Source organism: Flavobacterium sp. FlaQc-57 (genome assembly GCF_044007395.1).
Lineage (GTDB): Bacteria > Bacteroidota > Bacteroidia > Flavobacteriales > Flavobacteriaceae > Flavobacterium.
In genome coordinates, this window is sequence record NZ_JBIPDA010000002.1 from 1,002,390 (window position 1) to 1,026,105 (window position 23,716).

Genomic DNA, 23,716 nt, shown 5'->3' on the forward strand with positions numbered 1-23,716 from the left:
TTGTTTTAATGAAAGGTGAAATTTATTAAAATCGCTCTCGATTTCATAGAATCAATATTATCTGTCCATTGGCTAGGTCCGTTTGCGGGATTGTCACGAATTAATTCGTCAGTAATACCAAACATACCTCTAATTGAAGGAGAGAAAATAAAATACTCTGAAAAGATATCTATTCCAAAACCTAGTTCATAGGCAGCAGTCCATGGTTTAACCCTGAATTTCCCTTCAAAGTTATCATCTTTTGATTTCGAATTACTGGATAGATTTAATGTTGTCGACATTCCTCCAACTAAATACGGACGGATATTTCCTGTACGCAAAGCAGAGAATTTTAATAATAAAGGGAAGTGAATGTATGTACTGTTCACTTCTCTTAAATACTCTTTTTCTAAAGGAATTTCAGGAAAATATAGATCACGTTTTGTGTAATATAAACCCGGTTCAAAACGCAAGTTAATATATTCTTGCAATCGTAAATCAGCAACTACGCCCACGTTAAAACCAGTAGTTTTTTTTACCTGAATATCCGGACCGGGAGTTTTGTAGTCGAATTTAAAATCAAAACTGTTGAATCCTAAGTAATATCCAAAATAAAGACGCTGTTTTTGCCAGTTTTCAAGATTGATAATAGGATCCTTGCTAAACATACTTTTAGCAAATTGAGAATATCCCTTTGTCGTTAAGACTAATAAAATTAAGACTACAATTTTTTTCATACTATTTTTTAGATGCAGAATAAATAGTTGCAACGCCAAAAGTTTGAGGCATAGCTACAACATCTATAAACCCAATTTTTCTTAAAATATTGTTCAGTGCTTCTCCATACGGAAAAGCTGCAGCAGATTCAGACAAATAACCATACGCTGAATTGTCTTTAGAGAATAATTTGCCAATAAGAGGCAGGATATTTTTGCTGTAAAAATTATAACCTTGTTTGTAAGGTGTTTTATCAGGAACCGAAGTTTCTAAAATTACAAATACACCATTTGGCTTTAAAACTCTCAAAATTTCTGCGAAACCTTTTTCAAGATTTTCAAAATTTCGAACACCAAAACCAACTGTGATAGCGTCAAAATAATTATCGTCAAAGGGAATTTTTTCTGAATCTCCTAAAACCAAATCTATAACATTTGATAAACCTTTTGCTTCAACTTTCTTTTTACCTACTTCAAGCATACCTGCAGAGATATCTAAGCCAATAATTTTTTCTGCTTTAGTTTGTGTCATTAAAATAGCCAAATCACCAGTTCCGGTTGCAATATCAAGAATGTTTTTTGGTTTAGTGTCTGAAACTATTTTTAATACTTTTTTACGCCATTTTGTGTCAATTCCAAATGAAATTACACGATTTAAATTATCATAGTTGCCAGAGATGTTATCAAACATTTGGGCAACTTGCTCTTTTTTACCTAAAGAAGAGTCTTTATATGGGGTTATTTTTTCAGACATTTTTTTTATTTACGCAAATATAAACAATCTAGTTTAACTGTAATTGTGTTTTTTTAATTGTAATTCAAATGTATGTAGAAAGAGATTTTTAATTACCGTTTAATTGATAATTGTTGCGCATCACCAAAAGTAGGTATTTTGAAAAAATCACTAAAAGTGGGTATTGCACGAAGCTAATTTTATGATCACTTTTGTCAAAGTAAAAATGATAAATTAACGATTGATAATACAATGACTTAAATCAAATGAGTGTTTTTTGCGCTAATACTTTGTTTGTTCTTGTAGGTAGTTTTGAAAGTATTGTTCTTGGGGGTCAATACTGTTTTTAGAGTGCAAAATACGTTCTTAGGATTAAATTTGTTTTTGGAAATTTTAATTTTCTTGCCTTTAATATCTTAGTGGTATTTGTTGTTAAAGGCTTTTTTTGAGATTCGTTCTCAATTAACATTTAATGTTATTCAGTTATTTCAAATGTCTCTTTGATATTTGTTATTTTTTTTTACCAAAACTATTTCTCGAAAGAGTCATATTTAAAAATCAATCTTTTTTTTAAGAACATCCTCCCTAAAGAGGATGTTTTTTATTTTCTAATGTAAGTTTCGTAAGTGTAATCGTAAAGGTGTTTTTCGTCTTTAAAGTTTTCTTCTGATTCTACCAGTTGCCATTCGCTTTCTTTTATTTTAGGAAAAAATGCATCAGCATCAAAAGTATGATGAACTTTGGTTACTTCTATAATATCAGTATATGGTAAGCCCAGATTATAAATTTCGCCTCCACCAATGATATATGAATCTTCATTTTCAGGACATGCGGCAATTGCGTTTTCTATACTGTCAACAACAACGCAACCTTCCGGATGATAATCCTTTTGGCGTGTTATTACAACATGAACTCTGTTGGGTAATGGTTTTGGAAAACTTTCAAAAGTTTTTCTTCCCATAATAATATGGTGATTCGTGGTAAGCGATTTGAATCTTTTGAAATCATTTGGTAAATGCCAAACTAATTCATTGTTTTTTCCAAGGGCATTATTTTCGGCTACCGCCGCTATCATTATAATCATGGCATTCTAAAGCTAAATTTTACTTTCGGTATCTTCATTTACTCGAGATTCTAATTGGCTGATTCTTTTTTGCTGTAACGCAACAAGTCTGTCAATTTGTTCTCTTTCCCATTTTTTATTCATAAAACGATCAGTAATATAGACTTTTATAAAGTGCAGAATAAAAATAAAGAACCAGATAGTTATGCCCCAAATACACCAATTTTGGCCTGTTGCAGTACCAAAGCCAAAAAATCTATTGGCAATAAATAAAAACAAGCTTCCTAAGAGAAAAAGTACAAAATGAAAATATAGGATTTTCTTTTGTCTAAGTCTTCTTCTGGCATATTCGTACTGTTCGTGCACTTCTTTTTCCATAAAGTATAAATGAGATCATAAAGTTAAAATTTATTTTGAAAACACAATATTTTGACTGCATAATATTTGTTTTAAAATGAGTTATGAATTTGAATTACAAAATTAATCGTGCTTAAAATTACGGATACGATTAAAATGTCATTCCGTTTTTGCTATTATCACAAATCGATCAGAGGAATGTTGAATGTTCAGGCGATTTTGTTTAATTTAGATATATAAATCTAAAAACTAAATAGTTATGTCTTTAAAGAAGCAATTTATTAAAACAAAACCAGTATGTAAAGTTACATTTTCTGTAGAAGCTAAAGATGCAAGTTCAGCAGCTGTAGTAGGAGATTTTAACAATTGGAATGTAGAAGAAGGAACTTTGAGTAAATTAAAAAACGGAACTTTTAAGGCAACTTACGATCTAGTGAAAGATGCAATTTATGAGTTTAAGTACGTAATCGATGGTATTTATATTAATGATCCTGAAGCCGATTCGTATAAGTGGAATGACTTTGCAGGAAGCGAAAATGGCGTTTTAGTAGTATAAAAAAATCCGCTTAAATTTTAAGCGGATTTTTTTTTGTATTTATACAGCAACACTTCCTTTTATTCCGGCATGCGGCTCATAATCCAGAAGTGTGAAATCATTATAATCAAAATCAAAAATGTTTTTAATCTCAGGATTTAAAATCATTTTTGGTAATGGTTTTGGTTCACGTGTCAATTGTAATTCTAATTGTTCAAAGTGATTGTTGTAAATGTGTGCATCTCCAAATGTATGAATGAATTCACCATATTCTAAATCGCAAACCTGAGCAATCATCATTGTTAATAGTGCATAAGAAGCAATATTAAAAGGAACTCCTAAAAATATATCAGCGCTTCGTTGGTACAATTGACAAGAAAGTTTTCCTTTTGTTTCACCTTTTTCAGGATCAGGACTTGCAACATAAAACTGAAAAAAAGCATGACAAGGAGGTAATGCCGCTTTATTGTTGGCTACATTTTCTTCAAATGACTTTTTAGTATCAGGTAAGACCGATGGATTCCATGCTGAAACTAACATTCTTCGGCTATTTGGATTTGTTTTTAATTCTGTAATTAATTCAGAGATCTGATCAATTTCTTCACTATTCCAATTGCGCCATTGATGACCATAAACAGGACCTAAATCACCATTAGAATCTGCCCAGGCATCCCAAATTTTTACTCCGTTTTCCTGAAGATATTTAATGTTGGTATCGCCTTTTAAAAACCAAAGCAGTTCATAAATGATAGATTTTAAGTGTAACTTTTTAGTAGTAACCATTGGGAAACCTTCACTTAAATCAAAACGCATTTGGTAGCCAAAAACACTTTTGGTTCCCGTTCCTGTTCTATCTCCTTTTTGACAACCGTTTTCTAAAACGTGTTTTACTAAATCTAAGTATTGCTTCATGATGCTTTAAGCTTTAAGCTTTAAGCTTTAGGCTTTTCCCAATGCTTAAATCTTGTTTTTTTATATTTTGTGCTTTGGCTTATAGCCTAAAGCTTATGGCTTATTGCCTTAAAATTATCTTTTTGAGATTTCGTCTCTAATCTTGGCTGCTTTTTCATAATCTTCCTGAGAAACTGCCTGATCTAAAAGTTCATTTAGTTCTTGCAGACTATGTTTTGCATATACATCTCCAGATTGATTACTTTCTTCTTCGTGACCAAAAGTTTCAGGATTCGAAAGGACATCGTCAATTTCCTGAGAGCCTTGATCAGTTTCGGCAGTATTTGATTTTAAATAAATACCAGCTTTATCCAAGATGTTTTTATAAGTAAAAATAGGTGCATTAAAACGTAATGCTAGTGCAATTGCATCAGATGTTCTGGCGTCTATAATTTCTTCGATTTTGTCTCTTTCGCAAATCAAACTAGAGTAAAATACGCCATCAACAAGTTTGTGAATAATTACCTGTTTTACGACAATATCAAATCTTTCGGCGAAGTTTTTGAATAAATCGTGTGTTAATGGGCGAGGAGGTTTGATTTCTTTTTCTAAGGCAATAGCAATTGATTGTGCTTCAAAAGCACCAATAACTATAGGTAATTTTCGTTCGCCATCAACTTCATTCAAAATTAAGGCATAGGCGCCATTTTGAGTTTGACTGTATGAAATTCCTTTTATTGATAATTTAACTAGACTCATATATATGGGTAAAAAAGGGCAATTAATGCCTCATTTTAATACTTTTTTTGATTGAAAAATAAAGGTGCAATTTTAATCAAAAAATATGGAACAAAAAAGCCACCTAAAGCAAAGATACGATTATCTTATTTTTAGGCAGCTATATTTTTATAGAGAATTTTTAAATTAAGAATGTTGAGCTTTAAAAGCTTTTAGTTTCTCAATTAATTGTGGTACAATTTCAAATGCATCTCCAACAACGCCATAATCAGCAACTTTAAAGAAAGGAGCTTCAGGATCATTATTGATAACTACTTTTACTTTTGATGAGTTGATTCCTGCAATATGCTGAATTGCTCCAGAAATTCCGATGGCAATATATAAATTAGTTGCTACTGGTTTTCCTGTTTGTCCAACGTGCTCGCTGTGAGGTCTCCATCCTAAGTCAGAAACGGGTTTAGAACATGCAGTTGCAGCACCTAGTACCGCAGCCAAATCTTCGATTAATCCCCAGTTTTCAGGTCCTTTTAATCCACGACCTCCAGAAACTACGATATCAGCATCGGCGATAGAAACTTTTCCGGAAACTTTTTCTACAGATTCTACTTTTACACCAAAGTCATTGTCTCCAATTGATGGGTTAAAATCTTCTTCAGTTGCAGATCCTGCACTTTCAAAAATTCCGTAAGAGTTTTTAGCAAGACCAAGAACTTTAACATCTGTGCTAATTTCTGTGATATTGAAAGCTTTGTTAGAGAAAGCGTTTCTTTTTACCTGAAAAGGTGAAGTGCTTATTGGTAATCCAACAACGTTAGAAGCAAAACCAGCATTTAAAGCCACTGCGACTAATGATGAAAGATAAATACTGTCTGTTGTAGAAGAAAGTAAAACTACTTTTGTACCTTCTTTTTCAGCAGCTTGTTTGATCACATCGGCATAAGCTTTAGCTGTAAAACCGGCTAATTTATCGTTTGTTACTTTTAATACTTTATCAACTCCGTATTTAGATAATTCGCTTACATCGCTTATGTTTACGGTTAAAGCAGTAACTGTTGTTCCAAGTGATTCTGCTACTTTTTTAGCGTACGAAGCTAATTCAAAAGCAACTTTTTTAAATTTTCCTTCTGCAGATTCTGCATATATTAATATTGACATGATTTTTTGTTTAGAAGTTATGAGTTTCAGGTTTCAGGTTTCAAGTTTGTAAACTGTTAACTGAGACTGAAAACTAAATACTGATTACTAGATTACTTTTGCTTCGTTGTGTAATAAATTGATTAACTCATCTAAATTATCAGGAGAAACTAATTTCACTGCTGATTTTGGAGCTGGTTTTTCAAATTTCACCGCTTTTGTATTTACAGGAGCGTCAACTGGCTCAAGAATAGTAAGTGCTTTTGTTCTAGCAGTCATAATACCTCTCATGTTCGGAATACGCAAGTCTTTTTCTTCAACAAGACCTTTTTGACCACCAATGATTAAAGGCAAAGTAGTACTTACAGTTTCTTTTCCACCATCAATTTCGCGAACTGCTTTAACATTGTTTCCGTCAACTGTAATAGCTGTACAAGAGTTTAAAAAGTTAGAACCTGTAATTCCTGCAATCATTCCAGGAACCATTCCTCCGTTATAATCTAACGATTCTTTACCTGCAATTACTAAATCATAACCACCATTTTTAATTACTTCAGCTAATTGTTTAGCTACGAAAAAACCATCAGTTGGATTAGCATTTACACGAATAGCTTCGTTTGCACCAATTGCCAATGCTTTACGCAAAGTTGGCTCTGTGTCAGGACCACCAACATTTACTACAGTAACAGTTGCGCCTTGTTGTTCTTGAAACCAAATAGCACGAGTTAAACCAAACTCATCATTAGGATTAATTACATATTGTACACCATTGGTATCGAATTCTGAATCACCGTTGGAAAAGTTGATTTTTGAAGTAGTATCAGGCACGTGGCTGATGCAAACTAATATTTTCATAGGTATATATTTTATATTTCTAAAAATTCATTATCACAAATTTAGAATATTATTTGGAATAATTATACTATGCATGCATAATATTTTTAAAAACTATTACGATTTCGAAGATTGTTGAGTTTGTTGATGATTTATTGCTTTTAAAATTAAAATCCTTCTAATTATTTTAATTTTGCTTGGTATTCTTCAAAACTTAATTCATTTGCACTGTTATTTGGTATTTCGATTTCAGTACTTTCACTTTTAAAAGCTAATTCTTGAAATACTAAAATGGAATTATCGTCAATTTCTAATTGAATAATAAAACCAGGTAACCCACTATAAAACATTGGTCCATCTTTTATCGGAATTTCTTCGGTATACCAAGCTGTAATATTTTGTTTGGTAATAAATGCGGTATTTTTTGTTGTAGCTTTTTTACAAGAAAAGCCATTAATAATTTTAGTTTCTGATAAAAGTTCCCATGTATGTGTTGGAAGTTTTGTTTTTACATTTGAATCAATCCCGTCATTGGTCATAAGGACTTTGTATATTTTGGAGTCAAAATCCTTATAATTAATTACTTCTGTGGATCGACGAATAGTACGGCTTGCAAAAATTTTGCCCGCTGTATTTTCAATTACAGTATTGTCAGTAGTTGTTTTTTGAATAGTAGTTAGCTTTTGTATCGACTTGTTTTTAGAATAGGTATAGCTAAATACTTCAGGCGTTTTAGCTTTTTCTAGAATTCTGCCTTCCTTAGTTTTTAGCTGTTGTCTAGTGTAGGTCCCAACGAGGCTCTGAGAGTTTACTTCAATTGAAAATAGTAAAATAAAAAAAAATAATATAGTTATTTTCATGGTTTAAATTTTAAGATTATGCTTACGAAGTAAAGGATAATTAATTTAGCAGCAAAGAGAAAAGAAACTCAATTTTATAAACGAATATGTTTATTAAAATAATTTTAGATTTCAATCGTTTATGTAAAAGAGTTTACTAAATAGGAATCAAACAAATAAAGTTGAGTTTGTCTAAAAAATGTTTTTTCAGATAGAAATATGCTTAATAATATCGATTTCGTAAATATCACAATAAAGCTTAAAAAGTTAAAACCTGTATAGAGAAAGAAGTTCATGCGATTTTAAATTTAATTTATGCTTTTAAGTGATTTAAAATATTTATTTTTGCTCTTCAGAAAATTCAACATACAATATAAATATGAGAACAATACAATTTAGAGAGGCCATTTGCGAAGCGATGAGCGAAGAGATGCGTCACGATGAATCCATATATTTAATGGGCGAAGAAGTTGCAGAATATAATGGAGCATACAAAGCTTCAAAAGGAATGCTTGCTGAGTTTGGCGAAAAAAGAGTAATTGATACTCCAATTGCAGAGCTTGGTTTTACAGGAATTGCAGTAGGATCAGCTATGAATGGTTGTCGTCCTATTGTTGAATATATGACTTTCAACTTCTGTTTAGTAGGTATTGATCAAATTATAAATAATGCTGCTAAAATGCGTCAAATGACAGGAGGACAATTTAATGTGCCTATCGTTTTTCGTGGACCAACTGCTTCTGCAGGGCAATTAGGAGCTACTCACTCTCAGGCTTTAGAGAACTGGTTTGCAAATACTCCGGGTCTTAAAGTTGTTGTGCCTTCAACTCCTTACGATGCAAAAGGACTTTTAAAAGCTGCAATTCGTGATAATGATCCTGTGATTTTCATGGAATCTGAGCAAATGTACGGTGATAAAGGTGAAGTGCCAGATGGAGAATATACAATTCCGTTAGGAGTTGCTGATGTTAAACGTGAAGGAACAGATGTAACAATCGTGTCTTTTGGTAAAATTATCAAAGAAGCTTTTATCGCTGCTGATGAATTAGCTAAAGAAGGAATTTCTTGCGAAATTATCGACTTAAGAACAGTTCGTCCAATGGATAAAGATGCTATTCTTGCTTCAGTTAAGAAAACAAATCGTTTAGTTATTTTAGAAGAAGCTTGGCCATTTGCAAGTATTTCATCTGAGATCACTTATATCGTACAAGAACAAGCTTTTGATTTTCTTGATGCGCCAATTCAACGTATTACAACAGCTGATACTCCTGCGCCTTACTCTCCTGTTTTACTAAAAGACTGGTTGCCAAATGCAGCTGATGTAGTAAAAGCAGTAAAAAAAGTAATGTACAAATAGTCAAATAAACAATACTCTTAAAACTTCATCAGTCATAATTAATTGATGAAGTTTTTTTTTGCCAGATTATGAAAAAATTAATTTTACTCAGCCTGTTTTTTGTACTTGTATTCGCGAGTATCGCTACTGCACAAACTAAAGTGAGCGGAATTGTTTTAGATAAATCAAATCAGCCTGTACCTTTTGCAAATGTTGTTTTTAAAGGATCAAATACAGGAATAGTTTCTAATGAAGATGGGCGTTTTTATCTGGAATCACCAAATACTTATAATGCTTTATTAGTCAGTTCAGCTGGATTTTCAGATAGGGAAGTTCCTTTAGAAAAAGCAGTAAATTATGATTTTAAAATTGTTTTAAGCGAAGCCGAAGTACTAAATGAGGTTGTAATTTATACTGGAAAAACATCTAAAAAGAACAATCCGGCACTTGATATTTTGAGAAAAATATGGGAGAGAAAGCGTAAAAACGGACTTTATCAGTTCAATCAATATCAAATGCAAAAGTACGAGAAGGTCGAGTTTGATATGAACACGATTGATAGTGCGTTTATGAAAAACAAACTCTTTAAAGGAATGGAGTTTGTGTTCAAACATGTTGATACTTCTGATGTTACAGGAAAAACATATCTTCCAATCTTTATTAATGAATCTGTTTACGATGTTTACGGAGATAATAAATTAAAGAAGGTAAAAGAAAATATTACCGGAAATAAAATGTCTGGTTTTAACGGAAATCAGCAGATTTTATCTTTCGTAAAAGACCTTTATTCAGATTATAATATTTACGACAATCATCTTAAGTTTTTTGATAAAAGTTTTACAAGTCCACTTTCGAGAACAGGAATCGACGTGTATAATTATGTCCTGAAAGACAGTGCTTATATTGATAAAAAGTGGTGTTACAATATTGTTTTTTATCCAAGACGTAAAAATGAATTAACCTTTAAAGGAGATTTTTGGGTTAATGATACCACTTTTGCGATCAAAAAAATTAATATGGGCGTGACTAAAAGTGCTAATATTAACTGGGTAAAAGATATTTATATTGAACAGGAATTTGATGTAGAGAACGATTCAACTTTTTTGTTGACGAGGGATTACATGATGTCTGATTTTGCTTTGAATAAAAAAGAAAAATCAAAAGGAGTTTATGGTAAAAGAACAACATTATACCGAAACCATAAATTCAATCTTCAAAAACCGGAGAAATTTTATAAAGAAGAAGTCAATTATATAGACAATGCTGTATATGATCGACCGCCTGAATTTTGGGATGAAAATCGTTTTGAAAAATTAAACAAAGATGAAGCAGGTATTTATAAAATGCTTGATACTTTGCAAACGGTCAAAAGATTCAAGCAGTTGTATAGTCTCGTTTCTATTTTAGGAAGTGGTTATGTAGAGTTTAAAAACTTTGATTTTGGGCCAATATTTTCAACATTTGGTTACAATGAAGTCGAAGGTTTAAGGATTCGCGCCGGAGGAAGAACCTATTTTGGACCAAACGATCCATGGCGTATACAAGCTTATACAGCTTATGGATTTGATGATAATAAATTCAAATATGGAGCTTCAGGTAAATGGATGATTGACAAGAAAAACCGAATCATTATTTCTGGAGGAAACAGGCGTGACATCGAACAAATTGGTGCCAGTTTAACCACTACAAATGATGTTTTAGGACGAAGTTTTGCATCCTCAGCTTTATTTACAACAGGTAGTAACGGAAAATTGACCAACATTAATTTGAGTAATGTTTCAGTCGAAATGGAGCCAATAAAGAATTTTGTTGTTCAGGCAGGACTTTCGTACAGAACATTAGAATCCGCTTCAAGTACATTTAGTTTAGATTATTATACTACTTTACCTTCAGCAACAAATCCTGCGGGAGTGATCGAAAGTAAAGTAACACAATCAGAAGCGAATATTCAGTTCGAGTTTATGCCAAACCGTAAAACAATTGGCTTTGGAGTAGAACGAAGTCTTGTTGATAGCCCGTTTAGTCATTTCTTTGTTAACTTTAGTTATGGTTTAAAAGGAGTTTTGAATAGTGATTTTGCTTATGAAAAAATTCAGCTGTATTATAAACAGCCTATAATTATTGGACCATTAGGAAGATCGAATATTATTCTTGAAACCGGAAAAACATTTGGTACAATACCGTTAGGATTAATGAGTGTAATCCCTGGTAATCAGACTTATTTTACAATAGAGAATACGTTTAGTAACTTAAATTTCTATGAGTTTGTAACAGATCAGTATACTACTTTGCAATGGAATCATGATTTTGGAGGAAGATTATTTGCCAGAATCCCATTTATGAGAAAATTAAACTGGAGAGAATTTGTTGGTGTAAAAGGAGTTTACGGAACGATTTCAGATGCTAACAGAGCGATAAATGCTTCCGGGCTTCCATACAATGCACCTGAAAATGTGTATTGGGAATACAATGCAGGAATAGGGAATATCTTTAAAGTGTTTCGCATTGATTTCTCTTGGAGAGGTAGTTATTTAAACGATCCCGGAGCCAATAAATTTGCAGTAAAAGGATCTTTCGGATTCTATTTCTAATTATATAAGATGCAAAGCATCAAAGTTACAAAGTCGCAAAGGTTTAAATTCTTTGCGGCTTTTTTTGTAGAATAGTATTTGTTTCACGCAGATTCTGCATATTTAGCGGATAAATAAATGTTTAAAAATACAAATCTGCTAAATCTGCAGAATCTGCGTGAAAAAAAACTTAGTGACTTGGCGCCTTTGAGAGATTCTTTTTTGTTTAATTTTGAGTAGACTTATAATAAGATAATGCAAGAAGCAATCGATTTTCTATCAACCAAGAATCCCGTATTTCAGGAAATTATCGAGAAATACGGATTGCCGCCAATCCCAAAACGCCCTCAGGGTTTTGAAACTTTAGTATTGCTGATTCTTGAGCAGCAGGTTTCTATAGATTCGGCGAAAGCCACATTTTTAAAAATCAAAGCTTTTACGATTTGCAATCCTGAGAAAATGTCGGTTTTATCAGATGAAGATTTTCGGGCTTTAGGCGTAAGCCGTCAAAAAACAAAATATATTAAAGTTTTAGCAGAAGCCGTTTTGAGTAAAGAACTGGATATTGAAAGTTTGGCTTTAAAATCGGCAATACAAGTTCGGGAAGAACTCATAAAACTAAAAGGAATCGGAAATTGGACTATTGATATTTACCTGATGTTTTGTCTTCAGGAGCCGGATTTAATTCCATTAGGAGATATTGCAGTCGTAAATACAATCAAAGAATTACTAGATATTCATGACAAACAAGAGATGGAAATTCATACGCAGCAATGGAGTCCGTATCGATCTTATGCAACATATTTGCTTTGGCATTATTACTTAAATAAGCGAAATCGAAAAATTACATATTAACTGTCTGTTATTTAAAAGAAAAGTAAGTAGATTAATGTAGTTTTTCATTGTAAAAAAGGATTCTTTAGTTACTTTTGCAATCGAAATTATAGAAAAAATAAAAAACGAAAATGACCGCAGACAAACTAACGACTTTCGATGTATTAATCGAAATACCAAGAGGAAGCAGAAATAAATATGAGTACGATTTTGATATCAAAAGAATGCGTTTCGACAGAATGTTATTCTCTTCAATGATGTACCCTGCTGATTACGGATTTATTCCTGAAACTTTAGCTCTTGATGGTGATCCACTTGATGTATTGGTTTTAGTAAACGAACCAACTTTTCCTGGATGTGTTATGGAAGTAAAACCAATTGGTGTTTTCCATATGGCAGATGATAAAGGACCAGATGAAAAAATTATTTGTGTACCAGTTTCAGATCCAATTTGGAATTCTTTGACTGATCTTTCAGATATGAACCCACACTTAGTAAAAGAAATCGAACATTTCTTTCAGGTTTACAAAGATCTTGAAAACAAAAAAGTAGATGTAGAAGGATGGGGAGACGTAAACGAAGCTTTTGCAATTATTGCTGAGTGTACTAAGCGTTTTGATGATATCGAAAACAAACCAGAAGGATTATTTAGTATTAAATAATTTTTAGATTCATATTTTATAAAAAAAGCAATATTCCGTTAGGAGTATTGCTTTTTTGTTTAAATTCGTTTTAGTTAGTTTATTGACTATTAACCAAAACCATTAAAATATTATGAATGCATTTATGATTTACTTGCCAATTGTTATGGCAATTATAGGATTACTTTTCATGGGAATAAAAAGGACTTGGGTTTTAAAACAAGATGCTGGCGATGGCAAAATGAAGGAAATCTCAGATCACATTTATGAAGGTGCACTTGCCTTTTTAAAAGCAGAATATAAATTATTGACAATCTTCGTAATTATTGCAAGTGTTGCTTTGGCGGGAATTACTTTTATTCCTGGAGTTAAAACGCATTTATTAATAGTTGTTGCATTTATTTTTGGAGCATTTTTTTCGGCTTTGGCTGGAAATATGGGAATGAAAATTGCAACCAAAACAAATGTTAGAACCACTCAGGCAGCACGAACAAGTTTGCCGCAAGCTTTAAAAGTTTCTTTTGGAGGTGGAACTGTAATGGGGCTTGGAGTTGCAGGTTTAGCAGTTTTAGGTTTAACTTCTTTTTTTATAATTTTCTTTAATTTATTGTCTGGCGGAGTTTGGAAAGATACAGAGACTATGACAGTAGTTCTGGAGACTCTGGCAGGATTTTCGTTGGGAGCAGAGTCAATTGCTTTGTTTGCTAGAGTTGGTGGCGGAATCTACACAAAAGCGGCAGATGTTGGTGCTGATTTAGTTGGTAAAGTTGAAGCTGGAATTCCGGAAGATGATCCTCGTAATCCTGCTACGATTGCTGATAATGTTGGAGATAATGTTGGAGACGTTGCAGGTATGGGAGCCGATTTATTTGGTTCGTATGTAGCAACTGTTTTGGCAGCGATGGTTTTAGGGAATTACGTGATCAAAGATATGGGCGGTAATATTCAAGATGCCTTTGGCGGAATTGGTCCAATTTTACTACCAATGGCAATTGCCGGTTTCGGAATTTTATTTTCGATTATTGGAACGATGTTGGTGAAAATTTCTGATGATAATGCAAAAGAAGCACAAGTACAGAAAGCATTAAATATAGGAAACTGGGTTTCGATTGTTTTAACAGCAATTGCTTGTTTCTTCTTAGTACAACATATGTTGCCGGAAACCATGCAAATGAGCTTTTTTGGAGAAGGTTCTAAAGACATCTCATCAATGCGTGTTTTCTATGCCACTTTAGTTGGATTAGTTGTTGGTGGAGCTATTTCATCAGTAACAGAATATTATACAGGATTAGGTACAAAACCCGTTATGGCAATTGTGCAAAAATCATCTACAGGTGCCGGAACAAACGTTATTGCCGGTTTGGCAACGGGAATGATTTCTACTTTTCCAACCGTATTATTGTTTGCAGCGGCAATTTGGGTTTCGTATGCTTTAGCAGGATTTTATGGAGTGGCGCTTGCAGCTTCAGCAATGATGGCAACAACAGCAATGCAATTAGCGATTGATGCTTTCGGACCAATTTCAGACAACGCTGGAGGAATTGCTGAAATGAGCGAATTGCCAAAAGAAGTTCGTACAAGAACCGATATTTTAGATTCAGTAGGAAATACAACGGCAGCAACCGGAAAAGGATTTGCAATTGCTTCGGCAGCATTGACTTCATTGGCTTTATTTGCAGCATATGTAACTTTTACAGGAATTGACGGAATTAATATTTTTAAAGCACCTGTTTTAGCCATGTTATTTGTTGGCGGAATGATTCCGGTAGTTTTCTCGGCATTAGCGATGAATTCTGTTGGAAAAGCTGCAATGGATATGGTGTATGAAGTTCGTCGTCAGTTTAAGGAAATTCCGGGAATTATGGAAGGAACCGGAAAACCTGAATACGGAAAATGTGTTGAAATTTCGACCAAAGCCGCTTTACGCGAAATGATGTTGCCAGGAATCCTAACGATTGGTTTTCCAATTGCAATTGTACTTTTAGGAAAATTAGTTTACGCAGACAACAATCAGTTAATTGCTGAAATGTTAGGCGGATATATGGCAGGAGTTACCGTATCTGGGGTTCTTTGGGCAGTTTTTCAAAACAATGCCGGAGGTGCTTGGGATAATGCTAAAAAATCTTTTGAAGCTGGCGTTATGATCAATGGCGAAATGACTTATAAAGGTTCTGATGCGCACAAAGCAGCAGTGACTGGAGATACAGTTGGAGATCCGTTTAAAGATACTTCTGGACCATCGATGAACATTTTAATTAAATTGACTTGTTTGATTGGTCTTGTAATTGCTCCAATTTTAGGAGAAGGACATTCTGCTTCGGCAATGACAGAAAAAGGTTCTTGTTGTGCAAAAACAGAAATGCATGCCGGAGGACATTCGTCTAAATGTGATATGTCAAAAATGGCAACAATGACTAAGGAAGAATGTGCCCAAATGTGCAAAGAAAAAGGATGTACAGCTGAGGAAACTGCAAAATGTTTGGCTAATTATGATGCTAATGGAAAATACATGTACCAAAAAACAGATTGTTTCGATACAAGTAAATACAGTAAAAACAGATTAGAAGTAAATTTGTCTACCGTTAATGGGGTTACAGTTGGAACGGTAACGAAAACAGCTAATGGAAAAACAACTACTGAAGTTTATGAAGGAACGGAAGCTGAGGTAAAAGCTAAAATTGAAGCTGCGAAATAAAATAACTTTGACAAAGTTTCTTAAAAACTAAAAAAGCCTCTAAATATTTAGAGGCTTTTTTTTATTTGTATAAATTGATGTAATTGGCGTTCTAAAATAAACCGTTCAATTCAGCATCAATTCTATTAATGATGTTTCCTAGATCTTCAGGATTATCAACGAAGTTAATATTGTCAACATCGATAATTAATAATTTTCCTTTAGTGTAAGTCTGAACCCAAGCTTCATATCTTTCGTTCAAACGGCTTAAATAATCAATAGAAATTGAATTTTCGTAATCACGTCCGCGTTTGTGAATTTGTCCCACTAAATTTGGAATAGAACTTCTTAAATAAATCAATAAATCAGGAGCTTTTACCAATGATTCCATCAACTCAAAAAGAGAAGTGTAATTTTCGAAATCACGACTAGTCATTAATCCCATCGAATATAAGTTGGGAGCAAAGATGTAAGCATCCTCATAAATCGTTCTGTCCTGAATGATTTTTTTTCCGCTTTCTCTAATTTGCAGTACCTGACGGAAGCGGCTATTCAAGAAATAAATTTGCAAATTAAATGACCAACGTTCCATTTGATGGTAAAAATCATCTAAATAAGGATTGTCAACTACATCTTCATAATGTGGTTCCCATTTAAAATGTTTCGCCAATAATTTAGTTAAAGTTGTTTTTCCTGCCCCTATGTTTCCTGCTATCGCTATGTGCATTACGGTGTTACGATTTTATAATTTGTTATTTCTTTAACTGTAAAAATAGATAAAATTTGGTCTTTGTAGCAGAATTTGTCAAACGATTTTTCTAAAATTTCAATTTCAGAAAAAGCATTTGAATTTGTACCTGTGATGTCTTTAAAATACAACAAATTAGCTTTGCTAAAAAGATATTGATGATTGTTAATTATTTCGATCGAATCAAAATCAGGAAGTTTTCCTAAAGAAGTTACTTTTCCGAAAATATCACACGAAAACCAGTTGTTTTTTTTATCAATCCAATAAAAAGTATTGAAATCGGTTTGATAATATTTAATGGTTTCTGTAAACGGAGTCGAAACCGTTTTGTATTCATTTTTTAAATAATCGAAAAGTCCAATTTGTTGGTTTAGTGTATTGTAAATCCAGAGTTGATTCTGGGTTGACATTCCAATTGCCGAAACAACAATTGGGGTATTATTTAAAGAAAAATTAATCTCAGTAATTTTATTCAGTTGATTGTCTAATAAAACTGTCGTATTGAAATCTTCGTAGAACAAGACTATTTTAAGCGGGTTTTGTAAATCGACTTTTGTAATTTTTCCTAACGAGATATTTTTGTATTCAAACAACTCTTTGCCTTTGATTTTACTGAAAACATTGTTTTTTATTTGATAATAAAATCCAAAAGAATCATAGCCTAAAAATTCATCAGAATCATTTGCAAAATGAGAGATCGAAGCTGCTTTTATTTCTGAGTTTTGCGAAAAAAGAGCTGAAAAAGAGCTGACGATAAATAAAAAACATAAAAATGTATGTGTCGTTTTGCTCATGAGATTTGGTTTCTAAACAGCCAAATTACAAAAAACAACAGAACAAATTGTCTAAATCATTCGAGATTTAATTTTAAAACCTTATTAAATCGTAATGGTCTAACTAATAGTAGGTTTTGTCTATATCTTACAGGTATTGATATATTTAACGTTCAATAATTTAAAAATAAATAATACATTTGAGTGTAAGTTTTAAGGGCTTACTCAATTTTAAAGAAAACGAAATGAAAAAAGGGGTTTATTATATTTTCTTGATGCTCGCGTTTACTCAAATGCAAGCGCAAAAAGATTTTCAGGGAATGGCGGTTTATGAATCAAAAACGCAAGCACCCAAATTTGATGGTATACGAAGTAACCGAGATATCACGCCCGAGATGCAAAAGAACATGGAAGAGCGAATGAAAAAAATGTTAGAAAAAACCTTTATTCTAAATTTTGATAAATCGGCGTCAATTTATAAAGAAGAAGAAAAACTTGAAGCTCCGGGACAGCAAGGAGGCGGAATGCGCATTATGATGAATTCATTTATGGGCGGAGGAGGAACTTTTTACAAAGATGTAAAAACGAAGTCGTATACAGTAGATAAAGAATTTATGGGAAAAGAATTTCTAGTAGTAGATTCTTTGCCAAAACTAAACTGGAAATTAGAACAAGAAACCAAACAAATTGGCGGTTATACCTGCTATAAAGCAACTACAGTAAAAGTAGCGAGTAAAACTGATTTTAGAAATTTCAGACCTAAAAATAACGACGATAAAAAACCTGAAGAGAAAAAGGACGATACGAAAAAAACTTCGGGGGAAACGAAAACTAATTTTGAAGATAATTTTGAAATGCCTAAAGAAATTATCGTTACAGCGTGGTATTCACCAGAAATTCCGGTAAATCAAGGTCCTGAAAACTATTGGGGTTTACCAGGTTTAATTTTAGAAGTAAACGATGGAAAAACTACTATTTTATGTTCTAAAATTGTTTTGAATGCGAAAGATAAAGTAGAAATAAAACCATCTAAAAAAGGAAAGGTTATTTCTCAGAAAGATTATGATGAAACTGTACTTAAAAAAATGAAAGAGTTTAGGGAAATGAATGGTGGACGTCCGGGTGGGCCACCTCCTATGATGGGAAGATAAGAACTTCTGATTCTGAAATTTATTTATACTAAACCTTTTTTAATGAACAAGATACTTTGTTTCTTCGCTATTTTATGCACTTGTGTTTCCTTTTCACAAAGTGTACGTTTTGATGGTTTTATTCAGGACGAACAAAAAAATCCGTTAGAAATGGCCAATATTATGGCGATAAACATTGGCACAAAAGCAATGGATTCATACGGAATTACCAATGATAAAGGGAAGTTTCAATTGACCTTAAAGCCCAATACTTCTTATTCTGTGAAGGTGAGTTATCTTGGCATGAAATCTAAAGAAATTACAATTGCAACAAAAACTGAAAACATCGTTCAGAATATTGTTATGGATGATGCCGGAATCGAATTGGAAGGTGTTGAAATTGTACGTGAGATGCCTGTTTCAATAAAAGGGGATACCATTGTATATAATGCTGATTCTTTTAAATCAGGAACAGAAAAGAAACTTGAAGATGTCTTAAAAAAACTTCCCGGAGTTGAGGTAAATGCCGATGGCGAAATTGAAGTTGAAGGAAAAAAAGTCAGTAAATTAATGGTTGAAGGAAAAGATTTTTTTGACGGAGATACAAAACTTGGCGTTAAAAATATTCCTGCAGATGCTATTGATAAAATTCAGGTCCTTAGAAATTACAACGAAGTTGGCGCATTAAAAGGTTTAGAAAATGATCAGGATAATGTGGCCATGAATATTAAACTGAAAGAAGGTAAAAAGAATTTTTGGTTTGGAGACGTGACTGCCGGAATTGGAGTTGCAGAGCTGGATAGCCGTTATATCATTAATCCAAAACTATTTTATTACAGTCCAAAATACAGTATTAATTTAATTACCAATTTTAATAATATTGGCGAATTGCCGCTTACGGCTCAGGATTATTTTAAGTTTACAGGCGGATTTAAAAATATGATGAAAAAGGGTGGAAGCAATTTTAATGTTTCCTCTAATGATTTAGGGATTTCGATTTTGAGAAATAACCGTGCAAAAGAAATTGAAACCAAATTTGGAGCAACAAATTTTGCTTATTCCGTTACAAAAGCTTGGAATATAAGCGGATTCGGAATTCTTTCTGCATCAAAAACAGATCTTGAAACCAAATCTCAAACTACGATTTTAGATTCTGGAGATCAGCAAAAACGTGATGAATTAACGCATCAAAAGAATAATTTGGGTCTTTTTAAGCTGAGTTCAACTTATAAACCAAACGATAAGTTTCAGTTTGATTATGATATCTTAACCAAGATATCCAAACAAAATGAAAATACAGATTTATTACGCGAATCGGTTGTAAGCAATGTATCAACAACAGAAACTATTTTTACCAATAAAAAACAAGATCCAACATCTATAAATCAAAATTTGAGTTTGTATTATACGCAGAGCCCAAAGAATATTTTTGCTTTTGAAATGCAACATTTATATCAAGACGAAAATCCTTTTTATAATGCCAATTTACGTACACAACCTTTTGATTTATCGGGATATACTTCAGGTCAGCAAAGAAACGACCTGAATCAGAATCGCTTTGTAAAAACCAATAAACTAGATGCCAAATTGGATTATTATTATATGGTAACGCCAAAAAGTAATATCAATATCACACTTGGAAACACGTTCTCGTATCAGGATTTTAATTCGCATATTTTTCAAATGTTAGATAACGGAGATCGAAATGATTTAAATGATCCTGAAAACAATAATCAGGTAAAATATAATTTCAATGATACTTTTTTAGGATTTCATTATAAAATTCTAAGTGGGAAATTCACCTTAACTCCAGGTGTCAGCGTGCATTCGTACACCATGAAAAACACGCAATTAGGAACAGATTATTCGGAAAATTTCACGAAAGTGCTGCCTGATTTTTTTGCTTTATATCAAATCAAAAAATCAGAAACTTTGACCTATAATTTTTCTCTAACAAATGATTTTACAGATATTAATCAATTGGCAGCGGGTTATGTTTTGTCAGATTATAGTAGTTTGTTTAGAGGAAATCGCTATCTCGAAAATGCGACTTCGCAGGTGCATTCGTTGCGTTACTTCAAGTACAATATGTTCAACTTTGAGAATATTTTTGCTAATGCGACTTACACGAAAAAAGTTGATGCTATTAAAACCAAAGTTGATTTTACAGGAATTAATCAATCGTCATCGCCATATAATTCTAATTTGGCAGATGAAACTTTCTCCGGAATGGGAAATTATGGACGATCATTTTTAAAGAATTATAAAGCCTCTGTCAATGCAAGTTTCAATTGGTCAAAATTCAATAATATTCAAAACAACGAATTGGCTACTACCGAAAGTTTTGTACAGAGCTATACAGTAAGAGCTTCAACAAATTATAAAAATGCTCCGAATATCGAATTTGGTTACAATGCGTTAATCAACAAATACAGTGGATCAACATATTATACAGATAAGCCTTTTGCAAGATTAGATTATTATTTTCTGAATAGTTTTTCGTTTGTTTCAGAGTATGAGTTCTATCATTATTATAATGGAAATAAAACAGTCGATAATGAATATGATTTTTTAAGTGCGAGCTTGATTTATCAAAAAAAGAACAGTAAATGGGAATATAAAGTTTCGGCAACTAACTTGTTAAATACGACTTATCTAAACGATGACAGCTTCTCGCAATTCTCAACGAGAGTTTCTCAGTACACGGTGCAGCCGCGTTATATTATCTTTTCGATGAAATATAATTTATAGTATTTTAATTACATAATTTTCTGTTTTTGAGAGTTTATTTCAACTAGAATCAAATATCTTTGCGCGAGATATTAACAATCAAATTTTAAGTCATGCGCAATTTTATATGGAGTTTTTCAATATTTTTCTGTTTAATATTTACTTCTTTTTCTCAGACAAAAGGCATTGAAAAAGGCACTTATATATCTACCAACAAAGGTCAAAAAATCAAATTAAATTTATTAGACAATAATAAATATGAATTGGTTTTTTATTCTGGCGATTATAAAATCAAAGGAGATTCGTTGTTGTTTTTCCAAACTGAGAAAACAGAGAATTCTTTTAATCTGACTTTTAAGAATGACAAGAAAGCTAAAAAAGTTAAAATTAAATTTTTAGATCCGTCTTATTATTCATTTTATATAGGGACGCAGAGCGGTTCTGAGCCTGTTCAATATCAAAAAATATCAGATATTAAAGCAAAGGTTGATCCTGATTGGGCAACTGTAGATGTCGATTTCGAAATTGATCGTCCGGATTATTTGTATTTAATAGATGAAGGGTTTGAAAAGGAAAGCAAAATTTTTAAATATGCTTTGCCAAAAGATGTTTCAGAAGTGACTATCAAATACGAGCTTGATGCATTGGGAGATTTAAATATTTCTGGCTTTTTTGACAAGAAAACAAACGAACTAATGATCACAGAGCAAACTGGGAAAAATCCGATCGCTTTTTTGAATGAAAAAGACACTCCGCCAGCTGCTGCTGTAAAAGTTAAGCCAATTGAGAGTCAAAATGTTTTAAACTGGACGTATCCAGGAAAAGAAGCTGTAGCTAAAGATAATTATGAAGTAGCTGCTGATAGCACTGTTGTTGTAGATAGTGCTGCTTATGCTGTAAAAGGATTTGATTTTAAATTTAAAATCGAGGATAATCTAAAAAGTGCTATTGCATCAAATAAAAATGATAAAACCAAATTTTTAGTAGTATCGGTTGATAGTAAAAATGTTTCTGCTCAATCTGATTTTGATACATTTATTAAAGATCATGAATCTCAAATGGGTGATACAATGTATGATGTTTATCATCCAGAATACGATTTGTTTAATTATTATCTGGCTACAGCCGATGATAAAAAGTGGTTGAAAACAAATAAAATTACTGATAGTCCGGTTTTACTTGTTTTAAATAACAATGGTAGTATTTTGGCCACTGCGAAATCTAATTTACTAGATAAACGTTATCAGTTTTACTATTATGATGAGTTGTATAAAAAGCTGCAGAGAACTGACGGATTGATTTCTTTTAATAAAACCTTGAAAAATAAAAAAGCGACAGATACCGATTTAATCTTAGCTTTTAATAAGGTTGCACTTCTTGAAATACCATATGACTACGATACAACCGATGAAAATGATGCCGAATTTAAGTTTGTAAATACTGCAGTCGATAAAAAAGAGGTTGCTCAAATTTGGAAAAAGCTAATTGAGGCACATCAAAAAGATAAAACACCCAATATGTATTTGGTTGAAACTATCTTGAGAGAAATTAAAAATCAAGGATTCTCAAAGCAATTTTTAAAAGATGACAGAGTTCTAAACGACACTGATTTTCTTTCTATAGATTATTTGATAAAACATTATGACGCGATTGATGCGGGACGTCAGGCTTTTACCTCGATCGAAAGTGAAACACATTCGGTTGGAGCTTTGAATACTGAAATTGCCAATGCATTGCAACAAAACAGATATATTTCAGAAAATGAAGTTTCAGGAGAATCTAATCAAAGTAAGGTGATTTCAGTTTATAAAAAATTAATTGCAGCAGGAAAAGGAAGCTTTGAATGTTATCAAAATTATTTTACTTATTTGGCTGAAGCCGAAGATAAAGATGGTTCAAATACAAGTTACCTGAAAGAATTTAGTATTTATTTTAATGCAAATTTAGTAACAGATAATGAAAGTCCAATTGAACGACTAGACAATATGTTTACTTCTTTAGATTCAAGTTCTACGTACTCTTATGATGGATGGAGTTCTTTTAAAGAGTATCATTCTAACTTATGTAATTCGGCAGCGTGGACAGTGGTTTTAAAACCCGCAAATTCAAGTTTTATAAAATCAGCGATTATTTGGTCTGAGTATAGTTTGGCAGTTACCAAAAACAATCCATATTATTTAGATACGTTGGCGCAATTGTATTACAAAGACGGACAAAAGGAAAAAGCGATTGCTACTCAAACATTAGCGGTTAAATATTTAACTTCGGATGTTGAAGAAGAAACAGCAATTGAAATTAGAGAGACTTTGTCCAAAATGCAAAACGGAACGTATTAAAAGAGATTAAAAAAGATAAAGGGATGGCTGTCAATTTTGGCAGTCATTCTTGTTTAAAATCGGTTTATTTTTGATTTTTTGCCGTTTTAGAAGTAAATGTTTTGAAATTGAAGGTCAGATTTCTT

20 protein-coding genes are annotated in these 23,716 nt (G+C 32.5%); 9 read left to right on the plus strand and 11 right to left on the minus strand.

What is annotated here, in order from left to right; translation table 11 throughout:
* Nucleotides 1-5: 5 nt before the first annotated feature.
* The 4 genes from ACHRVZ_RS10300 to ACHRVZ_RS10315 form a co-directional block, all read right to left on the minus strand.
* Nucleotides 6-716: a porin family protein gene (locus ACHRVZ_RS10300; protein WP_395422301.1), complete on the minus strand. Its 711-nt coding sequence runs from the start codon at nucleotides 714-716 to the stop codon at nucleotides 6-8.
* 1 nt (nucleotide 717) lies between these two features.
* The gene (ubiE, locus tag ACHRVZ_RS10305) at nucleotides 718-1,449 is read right to left on the minus strand and encodes a bifunctional demethylmenaquinone methyltransferase/2-methoxy-6-polyprenyl-1,4-benzoquinol methylase UbiE (protein ID WP_395422303.1); all 732 of its coding nucleotides are present in this window, start codon (nucleotides 1,447-1,449) and stop codon (nucleotides 718-720) included.
* A 580-nt stretch (nucleotides 1,450-2,029) separates the two neighbouring features.
* Entirely contained in the window at nucleotides 2,030-2,512 is a 483-nt protein-coding gene (locus tag ACHRVZ_RS10310; protein ID WP_395422304.1) for a dihydrofolate reductase, read from the minus strand.
* A 12-nt stretch (nucleotides 2,513-2,524) separates the two neighbouring features.
* The gene (locus ACHRVZ_RS10315; protein WP_395422306.1) at nucleotides 2,525-2,869 is read right to left on the minus strand and encodes a 2TM domain-containing protein; all 345 of its coding nucleotides are present in this window, start codon (nucleotides 2,867-2,869) and stop codon (nucleotides 2,525-2,527) included.
* A 238-nt stretch (nucleotides 2,870-3,107) separates the two neighbouring features.
* On the opposite strand from ACHRVZ_RS10315, the gene ACHRVZ_RS10320 reads away from it, so the two are divergent.
* Nucleotides 3,108-3,404: an isoamylase early set domain-containing protein gene (locus tag ACHRVZ_RS10320; protein WP_395422308.1), complete on the plus strand. Its 297-nt coding sequence runs from the start codon at nucleotides 3,108-3,110 to the stop codon at nucleotides 3,402-3,404.
* 39 nt (nucleotides 3,405-3,443) lie between these two features.
* Here the strand turns inward: ACHRVZ_RS10320 and ACHRVZ_RS10325 are convergent, their stop codons facing one another.
* The 5 genes from ACHRVZ_RS10325 to ACHRVZ_RS10345 all read right to left on the minus strand — a co-directional run bounded on the left by ACHRVZ_RS10325 (nucleotide 3,444) and on the right by ACHRVZ_RS10345 (nucleotide 7,840).
* Nucleotides 3,444-4,295: a thymidylate synthase gene (locus ACHRVZ_RS10325; RefSeq protein ID WP_395422309.1), complete on the minus strand. Its 852-nt coding sequence runs from the start codon at nucleotides 4,293-4,295 to the stop codon at nucleotides 3,444-3,446.
* Between the two features lie 114 nt (nucleotides 4,296-4,409).
* A complete protein-coding gene (locus tag ACHRVZ_RS10330) occupies nucleotides 4,410-5,033 on the minus strand; it encodes a bifunctional nuclease family protein (RefSeq protein WP_042566126.1) in 624 nt (207 codons plus the stop codon).
* Nucleotides 5,034-5,198: 165 nt separating this feature from the next.
* Nucleotides 5,199-6,167, minus strand: a complete 969-nt coding sequence (locus ACHRVZ_RS10335) for an electron transfer flavoprotein subunit alpha/FixB family protein (protein WP_395422311.1) — start codon at nucleotides 6,165-6,167, stop codon at nucleotides 5,199-5,201.
* An 87-nt stretch (nucleotides 6,168-6,254) separates the two neighbouring features.
* Complete coding sequence (locus tag ACHRVZ_RS10340; RefSeq protein WP_395422313.1) at nucleotides 6,255-7,001, minus strand: electron transfer flavoprotein subunit beta/FixA family protein; 747 nt, start codon at nucleotides 6,999-7,001, stop codon at nucleotides 6,255-6,257.
* Nucleotides 7,002-7,162: 161 nt separating this feature from the next.
* Entirely contained in the window at nucleotides 7,163-7,840 is a 678-nt protein-coding gene (locus ACHRVZ_RS10345; RefSeq protein ID WP_395422314.1) for a GLPGLI family protein, read from the minus strand.
* 358 nt (nucleotides 7,841-8,198) lie between these two features.
* Between ACHRVZ_RS10345 and ACHRVZ_RS10350 the strand changes: the two genes are divergently transcribed.
* The 5 genes from ACHRVZ_RS10350 (at nucleotide 8,199) to ACHRVZ_RS10370 (ending at nucleotide 15,895) form a co-directional block, all read left to right on the plus strand.
* A complete protein-coding gene (locus ACHRVZ_RS10350; protein WP_041516526.1) occupies nucleotides 8,199-9,176 on the plus strand; it encodes a pyruvate dehydrogenase complex E1 component subunit beta in 978 nt (325 codons plus the stop codon).
* Between the two features lie 68 nt (nucleotides 9,177-9,244).
* Nucleotides 9,245-11,746: a DUF5686 family protein gene (locus tag ACHRVZ_RS10355; protein ID WP_395422315.1), complete on the plus strand. Its 2,502-nt coding sequence runs from the start codon at nucleotides 9,245-9,247 to the stop codon at nucleotides 11,744-11,746.
* A 234-nt stretch (nucleotides 11,747-11,980) separates the two neighbouring features.
* Nucleotides 11,981-12,580 (plus strand): DNA-3-methyladenine glycosylase family protein, encoded by a 600-nt coding sequence (locus ACHRVZ_RS10360; protein ID WP_395422316.1) that lies wholly within the window; start codon nucleotides 11,981-11,983, stop codon nucleotides 12,578-12,580.
* 110 nt (nucleotides 12,581-12,690) lie between these two features.
* Nucleotides 12,691-13,221: an inorganic diphosphatase gene (locus ACHRVZ_RS10365; protein WP_395422318.1), complete on the plus strand. Its 531-nt coding sequence runs from the start codon at nucleotides 12,691-12,693 to the stop codon at nucleotides 13,219-13,221.
* A 112-nt stretch (nucleotides 13,222-13,333) separates the two neighbouring features.
* Complete coding sequence (locus tag ACHRVZ_RS10370) at nucleotides 13,334-15,895, plus strand: sodium-translocating pyrophosphatase (RefSeq protein ID WP_395422319.1); 2,562 nt, start codon at nucleotides 13,334-13,336, stop codon at nucleotides 15,893-15,895.
* Nucleotides 15,896-15,986: 91 nt separating this feature from the next.
* Here the strand turns inward: ACHRVZ_RS10370 and ACHRVZ_RS10375 are convergent, their stop codons facing one another.
* Both ACHRVZ_RS10375 and ACHRVZ_RS10380 read right to left on the minus strand, forming a co-directional pair.
* Nucleotides 15,987-16,601 carry a deoxynucleoside kinase gene (locus ACHRVZ_RS10375; protein ID WP_041516522.1) on the minus strand — a complete coding sequence of 205 codons (615 nt, stop codon included), beginning with the start codon at nucleotides 16,599-16,601 and terminating at the stop codon, nucleotides 15,987-15,989.
* Complete coding sequence (locus tag ACHRVZ_RS10380; RefSeq protein WP_395422320.1) at nucleotides 16,601-17,416, minus strand: hypothetical protein; 816 nt, start codon at nucleotides 17,414-17,416, stop codon at nucleotides 16,601-16,603. Before ACHRVZ_RS10380 ends, ACHRVZ_RS10375 begins: the two co-directional genes overlap by 1 nt.
* A 224-nt stretch (nucleotides 17,417-17,640) precedes the next feature.
* Here ACHRVZ_RS10380 and ACHRVZ_RS10385 point away from each other — a divergent pair, with 224 nt between their 5' ends.
* The 3 genes from ACHRVZ_RS10385 (at nucleotide 17,641) to ACHRVZ_RS10395 (ending at nucleotide 23,591) form a co-directional block, all read left to right on the plus strand.
* Entirely contained in the window at nucleotides 17,641-18,546 is a 906-nt protein-coding gene (locus ACHRVZ_RS10385) for a GLPGLI family protein (protein ID WP_395422321.1), read from the plus strand.
* Nucleotides 18,547-18,588: 42 nt separating this feature from the next.
* On the plus strand, nucleotides 18,589-21,276 hold the full coding sequence (locus ACHRVZ_RS10390; protein ID WP_395422322.1) for a carboxypeptidase-like regulatory domain-containing protein: 2,688 nt from the start codon (nucleotides 18,589-18,591) through the stop codon (nucleotides 21,274-21,276).
* A 92-nt stretch (nucleotides 21,277-21,368) separates the two neighbouring features.
* Nucleotides 21,369-23,591, plus strand: coding sequence for a hypothetical protein (locus tag ACHRVZ_RS10395; RefSeq protein ID WP_395422323.1), 2,223 nt, complete (start codon nucleotides 21,369-21,371; stop codon nucleotides 23,589-23,591).
* Nucleotides 23,592-23,716: the final 125 nt, after the last annotated feature.

Bases quoted from the DNA above. Each gene is read 5' to 3' on its own strand.
- ACHRVZ_RS10300 (WP_395422301.1), bottom strand. From the start codon at position 716: ATGAAAAAAATTGTAGTCTTAATTTTATTAGTCTTAACGACAAAGGGA.
- ubiE (WP_395422303.1), bottom strand. From the start codon at position 1,449: ATGTCTGAAAAAATAACCCCATATAAAGACTCTTCTTTAGGTAAAAAA.
- ACHRVZ_RS10310 (WP_395422304.1), bottom strand. From the start codon at position 2,512: ATGATTATAATGATAGCGGCGGTAGCCGAAAATAATGCCCTTGGAAAA.
- ACHRVZ_RS10315 (WP_395422306.1), bottom strand. From the start codon at position 2,869: ATGGAAAAAGAAGTGCACGAACAGTACGAATATGCCAGAAGAAGACTT.
- ACHRVZ_RS10320 (WP_395422308.1), top strand. From the start codon at position 3,108: ATGTCTTTAAAGAAGCAATTTATTAAAACAAAACCAGTATGTAAAGTT.
- ACHRVZ_RS10325 (WP_395422309.1), bottom strand. From the start codon at position 4,295: ATGAAGCAATACTTAGATTTAGTAAAACACGTTTTAGAAAACGGTTGT.
- ACHRVZ_RS10330 (WP_042566126.1), bottom strand. From the start codon at position 5,033: ATGAGTCTAGTTAAATTATCAATAAAAGGAATTTCATACAGTCAAACT.
- ACHRVZ_RS10335 (WP_395422311.1), bottom strand. From the start codon at position 6,167: ATGTCAATATTAATATATGCAGAATCTGCAGAAGGAAAATTTAAAAAA.
- ACHRVZ_RS10340 (WP_395422313.1), bottom strand. From the start codon at position 7,001: ATGAAAATATTAGTTTGCATCAGCCACGTGCCTGATACTACTTCAAAA.
- ACHRVZ_RS10345 (WP_395422314.1), bottom strand. From the start codon at position 7,840: ATGAAAATAACTATATTATTTTTTTTTATTTTACTATTTTCAATTGAA.
- ACHRVZ_RS10350 (WP_041516526.1), top strand. From the start codon at position 8,199: ATGAGAACAATACAATTTAGAGAGGCCATTTGCGAAGCGATGAGCGAA.
- ACHRVZ_RS10355 (WP_395422315.1), top strand. From the start codon at position 9,245: ATGAAAAAATTAATTTTACTCAGCCTGTTTTTTGTACTTGTATTCGCG.
- ACHRVZ_RS10360 (WP_395422316.1), top strand. From the start codon at position 11,981: ATGCAAGAAGCAATCGATTTTCTATCAACCAAGAATCCCGTATTTCAG.
- ACHRVZ_RS10365 (WP_395422318.1), top strand. From the start codon at position 12,691: ATGACCGCAGACAAACTAACGACTTTCGATGTATTAATCGAAATACCA.
- ACHRVZ_RS10370 (WP_395422319.1), top strand. From the start codon at position 13,334: ATGAATGCATTTATGATTTACTTGCCAATTGTTATGGCAATTATAGGA.
- ACHRVZ_RS10375 (WP_041516522.1), bottom strand. From the start codon at position 16,601: ATGCACATAGCGATAGCAGGAAACATAGGGGCAGGAAAAACAACTTTA.
- ACHRVZ_RS10380 (WP_395422320.1), bottom strand. From the start codon at position 17,416: ATGAGCAAAACGACACATACATTTTTATGTTTTTTATTTATCGTCAGC.
- ACHRVZ_RS10385 (WP_395422321.1), top strand. From the start codon at position 17,641: ATGAAAAAAGGGGTTTATTATATTTTCTTGATGCTCGCGTTTACTCAA.
- ACHRVZ_RS10390 (WP_395422322.1), top strand. From the start codon at position 18,589: ATGAACAAGATACTTTGTTTCTTCGCTATTTTATGCACTTGTGTTTCC.
- ACHRVZ_RS10395 (WP_395422323.1), top strand. From the start codon at position 21,369: ATGCGCAATTTTATATGGAGTTTTTCAATATTTTTCTGTTTAATATTT.